The organism is Arthrobacter sp. YN, assembly GCF_002224285.1.
In the GTDB taxonomy this organism is placed as follows: domain Bacteria; phylum Actinomycetota; class Actinomycetes; order Actinomycetales; family Micrococcaceae; genus Arthrobacter.
In genome coordinates this window covers 3,486,553-3,499,699 of sequence record NZ_CP022436.1, presented here as the reverse complement: position 1 = coordinate 3,499,699, position 13,147 = coordinate 3,486,553, and the positions used below count along the sequence as shown (strand labels likewise).

General features: G+C 63.1%; 11 protein-coding genes and 1 pseudogene. 4 read left to right on the top strand and 8 right to left on the bottom strand.

The features are described 5' to 3' along the window. Positions 1 to 732: a DUF1003 domain-containing protein gene (locus tag CGK93_RS15995; RefSeq protein ID WP_089595679.1), complete on the bottom strand. Its 732-nt coding sequence runs from the start codon at positions 730 to 732 to the stop codon at positions 1 to 3. Further along, complete coding sequence (locus CGK93_RS15990; RefSeq protein ID WP_011775428.1) at positions 713 to 1,996, bottom strand: magnesium transporter MgtE N-terminal domain-containing protein; 1,284 nt, start codon at positions 1,994 to 1,996, stop codon at positions 713 to 715. Before CGK93_RS15990 ends, CGK93_RS15995 begins: the two co-directional genes overlap by 20 nt. Positions 1,997 to 2,072: 76 nt before the next feature. On the opposite strand from CGK93_RS15990, the gene CGK93_RS15985 reads away from it, so the two are divergent. Then, positions 2,073 to 2,897 carry a general stress protein gene (locus CGK93_RS15985; RefSeq protein WP_198318240.1) on the top strand — a complete coding sequence of 275 codons (825 nt, stop codon included), beginning with the start codon at positions 2,073 to 2,075 and terminating at the stop codon, positions 2,895 to 2,897. Positions 2,898 to 2,998: 101 nt separating this feature from the next. On the opposite strand, the pseudogene CGK93_RS15980 reads toward CGK93_RS15985, so the two are convergent. Continuing rightward, a pseudogene (locus tag CGK93_RS15980) lies at positions 2,999 to 4,572 on the bottom strand (aminopeptidase P family protein). An 80-nt stretch (positions 4,573 to 4,652) separates the two neighbouring features. Here CGK93_RS15980 and CGK93_RS15975 point away from each other — a divergent pair. After that, entirely contained in the window at positions 4,653 to 5,498 is an 846-nt protein-coding gene (locus tag CGK93_RS15975; protein ID WP_089595677.1) for a PHP domain-containing protein, read from the top strand. A gap of 13 nt (positions 5,499 to 5,511) precedes the next feature. Next, positions 5,512 to 6,120: a MarC family protein gene (locus CGK93_RS15970; protein WP_089595676.1), complete on the top strand. Its 609-nt coding sequence runs from the start codon at positions 5,512 to 5,514 to the stop codon at positions 6,118 to 6,120. Between the two features lie 19 nt (positions 6,121 to 6,139). On the opposite strand, the gene CGK93_RS15965 is transcribed toward CGK93_RS15970, so the two are convergent. The 4 genes from CGK93_RS15965 to CGK93_RS15950 all read right to left on the bottom strand — a co-directional run bounded on the left by CGK93_RS15965 (position 6,140) and on the right by CGK93_RS15950 (position 11,576). After that, positions 6,140 to 7,018 (bottom strand): DNA-methyltransferase, encoded by an 879-nt coding sequence (locus CGK93_RS15965; protein WP_089595675.1) that lies wholly within the window; start codon positions 7,016 to 7,018, stop codon positions 6,140 to 6,142. A gap of 8 nt (positions 7,019 to 7,026) precedes the next feature. Further along, positions 7,027 to 8,742, bottom strand: a complete 1,716-nt coding sequence (locus CGK93_RS15960; protein ID WP_089595674.1) for a DEAD/DEAH box helicase — start codon at positions 8,740 to 8,742, stop codon at positions 7,027 to 7,029. 277 nt (positions 8,743 to 9,019) lie between these two features. Next, complete coding sequence (locus tag CGK93_RS15955; protein ID WP_089597517.1) at positions 9,020 to 10,522, bottom strand: RNB domain-containing ribonuclease; 1,503 nt, start codon at positions 10,520 to 10,522, stop codon at positions 9,020 to 9,022. A 112-nt stretch (positions 10,523 to 10,634) separates the two neighbouring features. Beyond that, positions 10,635 to 11,576, bottom strand: a complete 942-nt coding sequence (locus CGK93_RS15950) for a TM2 domain-containing protein (RefSeq protein ID WP_089595673.1) — start codon at positions 11,574 to 11,576, stop codon at positions 10,635 to 10,637. A gap of 155 nt (positions 11,577 to 11,731) precedes the next feature. On the opposite strand from CGK93_RS15950, the gene CGK93_RS15945 reads away from it, so the two are divergent. Continuing rightward, on the top strand, positions 11,732 to 12,400 hold the full coding sequence (locus CGK93_RS15945; protein WP_089595672.1) for a ferritin-like fold-containing protein: 669 nt from the start codon (positions 11,732 to 11,734) through the stop codon (positions 12,398 to 12,400). Between the two features lie 43 nt (positions 12,401 to 12,443). Here the strand turns inward: CGK93_RS15945 and thiE are convergent, their stop codons facing one another. Further along, positions 12,444 to 13,127, bottom strand: coding sequence for a thiamine phosphate synthase (thiE, locus tag CGK93_RS15940; protein WP_089595671.1), 684 nt, complete (start codon positions 13,125 to 13,127; stop codon positions 12,444 to 12,446). Positions 13,128 to 13,147: the final 20 nt, after the last annotated feature.

Genomic DNA, 13,147 nt, shown 5'->3' with positions numbered 1-13,147 from the left:
TCAGGCTCGGCTTTCAGGGGTTTCAGGCGACGGTTTTGCGGTGGAATGCTGTGGGCCAGTGGCTCGCGGTTGGCGGACCTTGGGGATCTGCTGTGTGCGGGGGCCACGGGACTTGTCGCGCTTCTCCTTCAGTTTCTCCTTGACCTTCTCGCCAGGAGACTCGTTTCCGTCCGCGGCGGATTCGGTCTCGCAAAGCTCTTCCTGGGCGTCGATGATGTCTTCCAGGAGACTGCGGAGTTCGGTCCGGACATAATCACGGGTGGCTACTTCACGCAGGGCGATGCGGAGAGAGGCCAGCTCCCGTGTCAAGTACTCGGTGTCGGAAAGATTGCGTTCGGCACGCTGCCGGTCCTGCTGGAGTGAGACACGGTCCCGGTCATCCTGCCGGTTCTGGGCCAGGAGCAGGAGTGGTGCCGCATACGAGGCTTGGAGAGACAACATCAGGGTCAGCAGGGTGAAGCCCAGCTCCATGCGGTCGAATTGCCAGTCCGTGGGGGCGAAAGAGTTCCACGCAAGCCAGAACACACAGAACACCGTCATGTAGACGAGGAACGTCGGCGTGCCCATGAACCGGGCGAAGCCTTCGGTTGCGTTGCCAAAAGCATCCGGGTTGGGAGAGAACTTCGGCAGGATTCGTTGCCGGCCACTCAGTGGGGTGTCGAGGCTGCTGCTTGCGCGTCCTGCCGACTTGGGGGATCGTGCGGCGTTGTTATCAGCCAATGCGGCCTCCAAGTTTCCTTATAGGGGCGTCGTCCTCGTGGGCGCGCCAGTCATCCGGCAACAGGTGATCCAGCACGTCATCAACAGTCACCGCCCCCACAAGGCGGCCGTCGTCGTCTACGACTGGAAGGGAATTAAGGTTGTACGTGGCAAGCGTGCGGGCGACTTCGCTGATGTGGGCTTGGTCCGAAAGGGGTTCAAGATTCTTGTCAACGAGGTTGCCCAGCGGTTCGGGCGGCGGGAAACGCAGGAGCTGCTGGATATGGACGACCCCCAGGAAACGCCCCGTGGGTGTCTCCAGGGGAGGCCGCGCGATGAAGATTGATGATGCCAGGGCGGGGGAGAGCTCCTCGCGGCGGACGTGGGCCAACGCTTCGGCCACGGTTGCTTCCGGGGGCAGGATGACCGGGACTGGAGTCATGAGGCCGCCGGCGGTGTCTTCGTCGTACTCCAGGAGGCGTCGGACGTCTTCGGCTTCCTGGGGTTCCATGAGTTGCAGCAACTCTTCCGCCTGGGCCGAGGGAAGCTCGGCGAGGAGGTCGGCGGCGTCATCAGGGTCCATCTCTTCGAGGACGTCTGCGGCCCTCTCCACGTCGAGGGCGGAGAGAATCTCCACCTGGTCATCCTCCGGCAGTTCCTGGAGGACGTCTGCCAAACGCTCATCCTGGAGCTCGCTGGCCACTTCAAAACGCCGCTTATCGCTCATCTCCTGAAGGGCTTCAGCAAAGTCGGCGGGTTTAAGGTCTTCGTGCGTGGCAACGAACTGGGTGGCGGCCTGGGGCTCGTTGTGGGCGCCGGTTTGGGCGTCGGCCCAATCGATGATCAGCGTCTCGTTGCGGCGGAGCCTGCCAAACGGTGAGAGTGAGTGTCCACGGCGGACGAACAGCTTGCTGACAAACCAGTCCTTGGACCGGTGCTGGTCCATGGCGATGTCCTCGATGGTGGCGTCGCCGCTGCCGTCGGCAAGGGTCACGCGGCGGTCGAACATCTCGGCGACCACCAGCGTTTCGGCGCCCCGCTGCTCGAAGCGGCGCAAATTGACCAGGCCGGTGCAAATGATCTGCGTCTGGTCAATGGACGTAATGCGCGTCATGGGGACAAAGACACGCTTTTTGCCCGGCACCTCCACCACGATGCCCACCACGTGCGGCGCCCCGCGGGTCCCGCGGGAGAGCACCACGACGTCGCGCAACCGGCCCAGACGATCGCCCAAGGGGTCGAAGACGTCCAAACCGAGCAGGCGCGCGACAAAGACGCGTGAAGGATGTGTGCTCATGTTTACAGGCTACCGAGTCTGCTCTCTTTTAGCTGAATTCCAGCCTGTTCACATGTCCATGAGACACAATGGGGCTATGTCTAACATTTTTGGTGCCCCCAAAGCCGTTGAGGAAGCCCGCAGCGTCCCGCAAGGTGACACGGTGGGCTCATACACCTCGTATTTGGATGCCCAAAAGGCGGTGGATTACCTCGCGGACCAGCAGTTCCCTGTGCAGCTTGTGTCGATCGTGGGCAACGACCTCAAAATGGTAGAGCGGGTGACCGGCCGGCTGAGTTATCCGAGGGTGGCATTGTCCGGTGCTTTGAGCGGCATGTGGTTTGGCCTCTTTGTCGGCGTGATGCTCTCCTTCTTCACACCGGCAGGTGGGCCGTTCTCCATCATCACTTCGGTGCTGATGGGTGCTGCGTTCTTCATGCTGTTCGGGATCGTCACGTATGCCACCCAACGTGGAAAGCGTGACTTCACCTCCACCAGCCAGGTGGTGGCCACCAACTATGACGTCATCGTTGCCGTTGAAGCAGCCCACGAAGCCCGCCGGCTGCTCCAGCAACTGCCCATGAACCCGTCGCAGGCGGCCACGGCGCAGCCCGCCAACTACAACCCGCAGAACGCCCCGCTTCAGCAGCCCGGCCAGGCGCCTGAGCGGCCTTCCACCTGGAACGACCCCTATGGCCAGCGCGGACCCGAATCCACCGCGGGCGTTCCGGAGGGTCAGAACGCGCCCGCCGGGAACCCGGCGCCCGCTCCTCAGCCGGCACCGGCGGCCGTTCGCTACCCGGACCTCCCTGACGGCCGTCCGCAGTACGGCGTCCGCGTCACCGACGGCCAGAACGCGCCGCAGAACGCACCGCAGGAGGACGGACAACCGCCCGGCTCCGAGGGTTCGTCCCAGCAGTAGACTCCCTGCCACCGATTTCAGCTGACCAGCATAAAGGGAAGGCCACCGGATCCCCGGTGGCCTTCCCTTTATGCTGTGATCGTGGTTGACAGCGGAGCCGCTTAGCCCTGCGCGTCCTGGTAGATGCCGGCCATCCAGGACTCGACGTCGTCGGCCTTGCGCGGCAATGCGGCGCTGAGGTTCACGGGGCCGTCCGCGGTCATGAGGATGTCGTCTTCGATCCGGACGCCGATCCCGCGGTACTCCTCCGGAATGGCAAGGTCCTCGTTCTTGAAGTAGAGGCCTGGTTCGATGGTGAACACCATGCCCTCGGTGAGGATCCCATCGAGGTAGAGTTCGCGCTTGGCCTGGGCGCAGTCGTGGACGTCAAGGCCAAGGTGGTGGCTGGTACCGTGCGGCATCCAACGGCGGTGCTGCTGGCCTTCTGGGCTGATGGCTTCTTCCACGGAAACGGGCAACAGGCCCCACTCAGCGAGGCGCTCGGCCAGGACCGTGGTGGCGGCCGCATGGATGTCGCGGAACTTCACGCCCGGCTGGGCAGCTGCGAATCCGGCGTCGGCGGCGTCCAGCACGGCTTCGTAGATCTTGCGCTGGATACCGGTGAACGTGCCGGTGGCAGGCAGGGTGCGGGTGACATCCGCGGTGTACAGGGAATCGGCTTCCACGCCGGCATCCAGGAGCAGGAGTTCGCCTGCGTTGACGGTACCCGAGTTGCGGTTCCAGTGAAGGACCGTGGCGTTGTTGCCGGACGCTGCAATGGTGTCGTAGCCGAGCTCGTTGCCTTCCTCACGGGCGCGGGCGAAGAAGGCGCCTTCAACAACACGCTCACCACGGTTGTGGGTCAGGGCGCGGGAAGGGCGCGGACGACGTCGGCGAAGCCCTCCACGGTTGCCGCGACGGCGATCTTCATCTGCTCGATTTCCCACTCGTCCTTGATCAGGCGCAGTTCGGAGAGTGCTTCGCTGAGCTTTTCGTCCAAGGCATCCAGTTCACCGAGGTCCAGCGTTTCGGGATCCTTGGCAGTGTTGTACCGGGCGGTGTCCACCAAGGCATCGATGTTCTCGTCCACCTTGCGGACCAAACGAATGGAAATGCCACCGATTTCGGGTGCTCCCACGTTCTTGGTGATGGCCATTTCCAGTTCGGAGATGTGCGCGGTAGGCAGGCCAAGCCGGGCTTCGAATTCGGCCAGGGTGGGGCGGGCGCCAATCCAGAACTCGCCTGCACGGGAGTCCGCATAGAACTGTTCGGTATCGCGGCCGGCCAACGGGCGGAAGTACAGCGTGGCGGTATGGTGACCGCCGTCGTCGCCCTTTCCTTCAGCCACCGGCTCCAGGATGAGGACGGCGTCAGGCTCGTGGTCCAAACCCAAACCGGTGAGGTGGGCGAATCCGGAGTGCGGGCGGAAACGGTAGTCGCAGTCGTTGGACCGGACCTTCAAAGGACCAGCCGGGATGACCAGACGTTCGCCTTTGAACTGTTCTGAAATAGTACGACGGCGGCGGGCGGCGTGGTCTGCGACGGCGTCACGCGCAGGGGTCACCTGCGGGGCGGGCGCCCAGTTGCTGGCCATGAATGCCTTGAAGGCATCTGATGTGGGCCGTTGCGAGCGGTTGTTGACACGCTCCTGCAGCGGCTGGGAGGACGAGTTTTGGGTGTTTTCGGCATCGTTCACCGTTACATCGTCCCACCAGTTCGTTGAGGAGGCCAACGGCGCAACCCGCCAAGCCCGCCCGCATCCCCTAGGCTGGGAAAGTGAGGATAGACCTGCATGCGCACTCCAATGTTTCTGACGGAACCGAGACACCCGCCGGGGTGATCATTTCCGCTGTGGCGGCAGGCTTGGATGCGGTGGCGCTGACCGACCATGACTCCACGGATGGCTGGGATCCGGCCGCAGCAGCCGCACGCGACCATGGCATCGCCTTTGTTCCGGGAATGGAGATCTCCTGCCGGACGGAACAGGGCATCAGTGTCCACTTGCTGAGCTACCTGCATGACCCCGCCCATGCGGGTCTGCTGGAGGAAATCACCAAGTCCAAGGATGCCCGCCTTACCCGTGCGGAGCATATGGTCACCTTGTTGTCCGAGGACTACCCCTTGACCTGGGACGACGTCATTCATCACGTAGCTCCGGGCGCCACCGTGGGGCGTCCCCACATTGCGGATGCCTTGGTCGCTGCCGGCGTAGTGGCCGACCGTTCGGAGGCCTTCACTTCCATCCTCACCTCACACTCGCGATACTTCGTTCAGCACTACGCACCCAACCCGGCGGTCGCCGTCGAGCTTGTCCGTGCTGCAGGCGGCGTGCCCGTCTTCGCCCATCCCGTGGCGTCGTCGAGAGGACGCATCGTGGGGGAGCGGACCTACCGGGAGATGATTGATGCCGGCCTGATGGGCCTTGAGGTTGAACATCGTGACAACCCGGAGGAGGGCCGCGACTTCCTGCGCATGTTGGCTGCAGAGCATGGCCTGCTCATCACTGGATCCTCCGACTATCACGGAGCGGGGAAACCGAACCTGTTGGGTGAGAACACCACCTCGCCCGCGGTGTTGGCCCGGATTGAGGAGATGGCAACAGGCAGCACGGTGGTTCGTTGAGAGGGGTCCTTTAGTGGATTTGCAACTGCTCGCCTCGGTCATCGTCACCTTGTTCGTGATCATGGACCCGCCGGGTACCGTCCCGATCTTCATGTCCTTGACGGCCCAGATGGCGGCCAAGGACCGGAACCGCTCCGCTTTCCAAGCACTGCTGGTGGCCACCGGCGTCATCGTGGTGTTCGCGATCTTTGGCCAGTCAATCCTGAATTACATGCATATCTCACTGGCGGCCTTGCAGGGCGCGGGTGGCCTGCTGCTGGTCCTCATTGCCCTGCAGCTGCTGACCGGTTCCACCAGCGGCGAAGAAAGTGCGGCCAAGTACAAAAATGTGGCGTTCGTTCCGTTGGGGACGCCACTCATGGCTGGACCTGGTGCGATCGTTGCCGTGATGGTCTTCGTTCAGCAGTCCAGCCAGCTCTCCGAGTACTTGGCCGTGGGGCTGGGGATTGCCGTGGTGCTGGGCTCGCTTTACCTGGCGATGCGCTTCGCGGGTGTGGTGCAGCGCGTGCTCGGCGAAAACGGCGTGGAGCTTGTCACCCGGATTGCCGGTCTGCTTTTGTCGGCCATTGCCGTGCAGATGATCGCGGACTCCGTGACGGCCTTCGTGAAGGGCGTCGCCTGAGCACGCCTGGCAATACGGGCTAGAGGCTGGTTGGCTGGATCTCGTGGAACACGGCCTTGCTGCCCAGCCGTTTCCGCATGACCTCGATGGCCTGTTCGTTCTGGTCGACACACACAAAATTGCGGCCGAGCTTCGCTGCAACGGCTCCCAGGGTCCCTGATCCGGCGAAGAAATCGAGGCACCAGTCACCTTCGCGGCTGGATGCGGAAACGATCCTCCGGACAAGGCCTTCGGGTTTCTGGGTGGGGTAGCCGGTCTTCTCACGGCCGGTGGGGGAAACGATGGTGTGCCACCAAACATCAGTGGGCAGCTTGCCGAGCTCGCGCTTGGCAGGAGTCACCAGGCCGGGGGCCATGTACGGTTCCCGGTCCACCTCTGCGTTGTCGAAGTGGTACTTGGTGGGGTTCTTCACGTACACCAGAATGTTGTCGTGCTTGGTGGGCCAGCGGTTCTTGGCGCGTGCGCCGTAGTCGTAGGCCCAGATGATCTCGTTGAGGAAGCATTCCCTGCCGAAGATGGCGTCCAGCATCACCTTGGCGTAGTGCACCTCACGGTAATCGAGGTGCAGGTACAGGGTGCCGTCGTCTGACAACAGCCGCCACGCCTCGACGAGTTTGGGTTCCAGGAAGGACCAATAATCGCTGAAGGCGTCGTCGTAGCTGTGAAGGGCACCCTTGATGGTGTCGTAGGAACGGCCCTTGAAACCGACGCGATCGCCGTCGCCGTCCGCGTTGCGGACCATGCGGGTTTCCTGGCGGCGCTGTACCCGGCCTGTGTTGAAGGGCGGGTCGACGTAGATGAGTGTGAAGGCGCCGTCCGGCAGCGTAGGGAGGAACTCCGCGTTGTCCGCGTGCACCACCATATTGCCGCCGTCCGGCGCCCAAACAGTTTCAGTCATTGAGGGTTTTAGCCCTCGGCGCTGCCGGACTGGGCAGCTGCGGTCTCACCGGAAACCACTTCGCCGTTGCGGCGGCGCGTGCGGGTACGACGTGTCCTGGCAGGCTTGTCTGCGTTGTCGGCAGTGGCCGTGCGGGATTCCGACGCACCGGCAGCGGGGGCTGCTTCGGCATCGGAAGTACGACGGCGGCGCGTGCGGTTGCGGCCGCCATCGCCCTTGGATTCGCTGGAGTCCGAGTCATTGGACTTGGCTTGCCGTCCGCGTCCGCTGTCGCGCCCGCCGTCACGGCCACGGCCGCTATCGCGACCGCCGTCGCGGCTTGAGCCTGAGCGTGCGTTCTTCTTGCCGGTCTCACCGAGGTCCTCAAGAACCTCCGCGTCGACGCCGGCGAGGACCCGCTTGTTGCGGGGCAACCTGCCCTTGGTGCCCTCGGGGATGTCGAGGTCTTCGTACAGGTGCGGCGAGGACGAGTACGTCTCCACCGGTTCCGGAACGCTTAGACCGAGTGCCTTGTTGATCAGGCCCCAGCGCGGCATGTCGTCCCAGTCGACGAACGTGACAGCGGTGCCCTTGTTACCCGCGCGGCCGGTGCGGCCCACACGGTGAAGGTAGATCTTTTCGTCTTCAACACACTGGTAGTTGATGACGTGCGTGACGTCGTCCACGTCGATGCCGCGGGCGGCAACGTCAGTGGCCACCAGGACATCGACCTTGTTGTTGCGGAAAGCACGGAGAGCCTGTTCGCGGGCACCCTGGCCGAGGTCGCCGTGAATGGCTGCCGCAGCAAAACCGCGGTCGACCAGTTCCTCGGCAACCTTGGCGGCAGTGCGCTTGGTCTTGGTAAAGATGATGGTCCGTCCGCGGCCGCGTGCCTGGAGGATGCGGGCCACTACTTCAGACTTGTCCATGCTGTGCGCACGGTAGATCAGCTGGCGGATGTCGCGCTTGGTCAGGCCTTCGTCGTCCGGATCTGCAGCACGGATGTGGGTGGGCTGCGTCATGTAACGGCGTGCCATCGCGATCACCGGGCCGGGCATCGTTGCCGAGAAGAGCAGCGTCTGCCGAACGGCGGGGGTGCCGGCGATCAGGGTCTCAACGTCAGGAAGGAAGCCGAGGTCCAGCATCTCGTCAGCCTCATCAAGAATCACCATCTTGACGTTCTTCAGGCTCAAATGCTTCTGCTTGTAAAGGTCGATCAGCCGCCCGGGGGTGCCGACAACGATTTCGACGCCCTTCTGCAGGGCATCGACCTGGGGCTCGTAGGCGCGGCCACCATAGATGGTGGCGATGCGGGCGTTGCGCTTGCGTGAAGCGTTCTGGAGGTCGTTGGCAACCTGCACTGCGAGTTCACGCGTGGGAACGATCACCAAGGCCTGGGGTGCACCCGGGACGGCAAGCTTCTCGTAGCCGGCGTCGTCGCGGCCGGCCACGCGCTGGAGCGCGGGGATGCCGAAGCCCAACGTCTTACCGGTGCCCGTCTTGGCCTGGCCGATGATGTCGTGGCCGCTCAGGGCCACCGGCAGGGTCATTGCCTGGATGGGGAAGGGGTGCGTGATCCCGGCATCGGCCAAGGACTCCACAATGTCAGCGCGGACGTTGTAGTCGGCGAACGACTTTTCTTCGATCTCGTGGGGCTTTTCATCCGAAACGATCGTTTCCTCGGGTTCGAGAATTTCGGTTCCGGTTGGGTCGGTCAGGACTTCATGGGTGTGCAATTCACTCACAGGGAGTTTCCTTATTCATTTAGGCATTGGCGCTGCGTGCTCAACGGGGGCGGTGAAGCCGTACCGGAGCACGGACTGGCGCGCAAGCATATCCAGTGGAAGCCGATCGCGGGCTATCTAAGTACTGGCACTGGTGACCAGTTGGTACATCTCAAGATCGCGTAGGGGCGGGCTTGTTGACTTCAAAAATTAACTGAATCAACGACCGGGCATCCATTACTACAGCCCCAGTCTATCCTCTGGGAGCCATAAAGCCCGGATCATGGGTTCGATGGCTTCACCGCTGCAGCTCGAACCTGATCTCCCGGCTGGCAACATCCGCCGTAACCAGGCGTACGCGCACCTTGGTCCCGGACTCCAGCTCGCCGTCGCAGCGGGCGGTGACGGCCGGTTCTGCGATCTGGACGACGCCGTACGGACCGCTCCCGTTTCCGTTGGCTTTATTGCCGTTGGCTCTGTTGCCGTTTCCATTTCCAGTTCCGTTGGAAGGCTTGGACCCTGAAATCACCACGGCGTCGAACTCCTGGCCCACGTGGTTGGCTACCAGTGCCGCTTCCACGGTGTCCAGTGCCGCACGCTCAAGCCGTCCAGCCACTTGGTCCGAGGCTGCCATGATCTCCGGCAACGAGGGCAGGGCGTCACGGGCCCAGCGCGGAATGTCCTTGTTGTTACTGAGGGCCTCGCAGATGACCAGGACAAATCTGTCAATGAGGCGTCGCAGCGGTGCTGTGGTGTGGGCGTAGGGAGCCCCGATGGCCGCCTGGATCACCGTGTCAGGCACCTCGCCGTCGAAGGGCGTGTAACCGGCGCCCCTGAACAGTGTCCCGGCAGAGTGCAGGATGGCCAGCTGATTGGGGTCGGACGCATCCAAAGTCCGCAAGTACTCGCCGTAGCTGACCTGGCCGTCCCACGGTTTGCCCAACGCAGTGGTTTGCCGCTTGAAATGCTTCAGTGAGCGTTCGTCCGGGGCGGGCATGGTGCGGAGGATGCCTACTTTCCCTTCCAGCATCAGTTCTGCGGCCGCCATTCCGGTCATCAGAGAGATCTGTGCGTTCCAGTCTTCCACCGGCAGAGACGGGGCAGCAACGATCCTGTACCCGCCGCCGTCGGTCGCCTGGACGATTTCCTGTTCCGGCATGTTGAGGCTTGCGCCGCCACGCAATCGTTCGAGCTCGACGCGCTTCAGTCCCACTTCCTTGAGGAGTTGGAGAACAGGCGGGGCAGTGCCGTCGTCGATCTGCTGTTGGGCGCCTTTGTAGCTCAGCTTGGCCCGGCTTCGGACAGTCGCCCGGGCTACGGTTACGGACACGACCTCTGCATCGGCGTCGAGGTCGAAGTCCCACACAAAAGCACTGCAGTCCTGTTCGGCCAGCAGGCTTCCGGCGTTTTCACTGATGACCTCGGGGTGCAGGGGGATCCGGCCGTCAGGTGCATAGAACGTTTGTCCGCGGAGCCGGGTCTCGGCATCCAATGCTCCTCCAGGAGCCACAAAGGACGGCACGTCAGCGATGGCGTAGAGGACCTTGTAGCCGTCCCCGGCACGATCAATGAACAGGGCCTGGTCCAGGTCAGTCGACGTAGCGGGGTCAATGGTGACAAAGGGGATCTCCCGCAAATCCTGATCCGGCAGCTTCAGATGCTCCACGGCCCGTTGTGCCTCTTGTACTGCCTCAGCCGGGTACTCAGTGGGGAGTTCCAGCTCTGTCCTCAAGGCCGCAAGGGCCGCAGCGAGCTGGTCCGACGAATCGTCGACGTTGGGTGCTATCCGATGATGTGACACGAAAATCAGGGTAGCCCGAAACCGGCCGATAGTCTTGGCCGCCGCACGCAAAAGCCCGCTGCCCCAGGGGGCAACGGGCTTTCGGTAAAGCTGGTTTTGACCAAACAGGCGGTCAGCTTGCCGGTGTCAAAGTGAAGGTGGCTGCCTTGTCGCCGAAGTCATTGTTGATCACCACTGTGGTGGGACCATTCTTGATGTCGAAGGCAATGACTCCCTGCTGTACGTCGCCGGCGGCGACATCGCCGGAGACCAGACCGCCCAGACCATCGTCAAGGAAGATCCGGTCGCCCTCTTTGCCGTCAGCATCGAAGGCGTCGAAGTTGCTGGGCGCGACGAAGCTGGATCCGGCGGTGGTCTCCCAGGAAACCTCCAGAAGGAGGAACCCGCCGTTGAGCGGCTTCATGTAAGCCATCTCCGGGATTTCGGTGGTGTACCCGGTGTTAAGGACGGTGACCTTAACGGTGTTGCCCTCGGACACCGTGACCTCGAAAGCGTTGCCATCGGTGGCAGTGCCTTGGGAAGGGGCAGTGGCCTCCTGTGAAGCTGACGGTGCGGCAGGGACAGGCGTGGCCTGTCCCTGGACGGCGGCAGCCACCAGCGTCAAAGACAACACCGCGGACACGATCCCAACAACCAGGCCGGCGAACCAGACAACGAGCGTGATGATCCAGGCCTTCTTCTTGTTTTCCGGATAACCCTGCAGCGGGCGGCCTTCCTTATCCCGTGCGTTGCCGGTCAGCGTGATGATGAGGTCCACGATGGACCAGATGCCGAGTCCGCCCGCAGTGAGCAGTTTGGCAATGCCGGTCCCGATCTTTCCCAAGTAAAAGCGGTCAACACCGAGGCCACCAAGGAGCAAGGAGAGGATCCACGTGACCATGAAGGACTTGGCCGGAGTACCCGTGCCGGGAACACCATAAGGGCTGGAATCCGGGCCGGACTGGTACGTCTGGGGTCCGCCTTGGTACTGGGCGTCGAAAGCACCGGGTGCAGGGGGAACTGGTGGGGCACCGTTCCCGTTGTGGGGCGCGGGCGGGTAGCTCGGATTAGTCATTGATCATCCTTCGGGGGAGTGGGTGCGAGGAGGAGGACACGCGGCCTGCGGGCAGGCCAGACAGTCAACTCACTTCCAGTCAGCCTAGTGGGACCAACGCTGCTGAAGGCAATCTCCGCGGGCGGGGTGTGGAGAGCCGGGGATAGTCTTGGATTATGGGCACTTCGACGGACGTCGCACCTTCTGCCGGACAACTCGCCGCGGAACTCCTGGGCGCCATGGCCTACGGCGAGTTGTCGGCTTTCGGCCGGCTTTCGTTCGATTCCCGATACGCCCCCACACTCCATGACCGTTCAGTGCTGGCAAAAATTGCCGTCGGTGCGTACGGAAACTTCGCGCTGCTGAGCGATCGGCTCACTGAAATGGGCCTTGATCCGGAGGAAGCCATGCTGCCGTTCCAGCGTTCCTTTGACCACTTCCATGAACGCACCAAGCCCGGGGACTGGTTCGAATCCGTGATGAAGGCATACGTCATCGACACCGTTTCCTCGGACTTCTACCGGGCTGTCGCCACTTTCCTCGATGGAACAACGCAGCAGTTCGTGGACCGGGTTGCCTCCCCCGACCAGGCAACCGAGGTACTTCGTGTCCTGCTGCGGCGGGCCTTGGCCGATGACCCACGACTGGCCTCACGGCTGGCGTTGTGGGGCCGCCGGCTGGTGGGGGAAGCGCTGACACAGGCGCAGAGGGTAGGGACTGAGCACCCACAGTTGGGGCCGGCACTAAAAAGTGGTGGCGATGCCCGCGCCGCAATTAAAAGACTGACAGGCGAGCTCGCCGGGCGTCATGCCCGCCGGATGACGGCGCTGGGCCTCACTGCCTAGCGGTATGACCGGGCTTATGCCTGAAAGGCTCCAACGGCCAGGCTCAGGCTGCGTCCAGCGCCTCCAGCAGCGACTTGGCTGCCGTCGTCGGATCCGAAGCCTCGGTGATGGCGCGGACCACGACGATCCGGGTGGCGCCTGCGGCCCGCACCTGCTCTACGTTGCTGAGATCGATCCCTCCGATGGCGAACCATGGCAGGTTCACGGCGCCGTCGGTGGTCTCGACTGCACGCTTGCTCGCTTCTGCGGCATATGTGACCAAGTCCAGTCCCACGGCTTCGCGGCCGGGTTTGGTGGGTGTCGCCCAGACGGGTCCTACACAGAAATAGTCCAGGCCCCCCTGTCCCGGTGATGCCGCGATGGCGGCATTCACCTGCTCGGGGGAGTGGGTGGAAAGACCGATCGTGACGGACTCCGGAAGCAATGTCCGGGCCACCTTCAACGGGAGGTCCTTTTGCCCGATGTGGAACACCGGAGCCCCGGAAACACTGGCAACGTCGGCTCGATCGTTGACAGCCCACAGCCGTCCATGACGTTGCGCAACTCCGTGCAGGACCGCCAGCAACTCCAATTCGTCGGCAGCTTCGAGGGTCTTGTCGCGCAGCTGGATGATGTCCACACCGCCCTCGAACGCGGCGTCCACAAAGTCTTCAAAATCGCCTTGCCGTTTCCGCGCATCGGTGCACAGATACAAGCGGGCGGTGGCGAGGGCATCAGTCTGGGTCATGGAACCCAGAGTAGTTCCTC

What these genes read in the sequence shown, in the direction of transcription:
- CGK93_RS15990 (WP_011775428.1), bottom strand. Translation starts at nt 1,996, where the DNA reads ATGAGCACACATCCTTCACGCGTCTTTGTCGCGCGCCTGCTCGGTTTG.
- CGK93_RS15985 (WP_198318240.1), top strand. Translation starts at nt 2,073, where the DNA reads ATGTCTAACATTTTTGGTGCCCCCAAAGCCGTTGAGGAAGCCCGCAGC.
- CGK93_RS15965 (WP_089595675.1), bottom strand. Translation starts at nt 7,018, where the DNA reads ATGACTGAAACTGTTTGGGCGCCGGACGGCGGCAATATGGTGGTGCAC.
- CGK93_RS15950 (WP_089595673.1), bottom strand. Translation starts at nt 11,576, where the DNA reads ATGACTAATCCGAGCTACCCGCCCGCGCCCCACAACGGGAACGGTGCC.
- CGK93_RS15945 (WP_089595672.1), top strand. Translation starts at nt 11,732, where the DNA reads ATGGGCACTTCGACGGACGTCGCACCTTCTGCCGGACAACTCGCCGCG.
- thiE (WP_089595671.1), bottom strand. Translation starts at nt 13,127, where the DNA reads ATGACCCAGACTGATGCCCTCGCCACCGCCCGCTTGTATCTGTGCACC.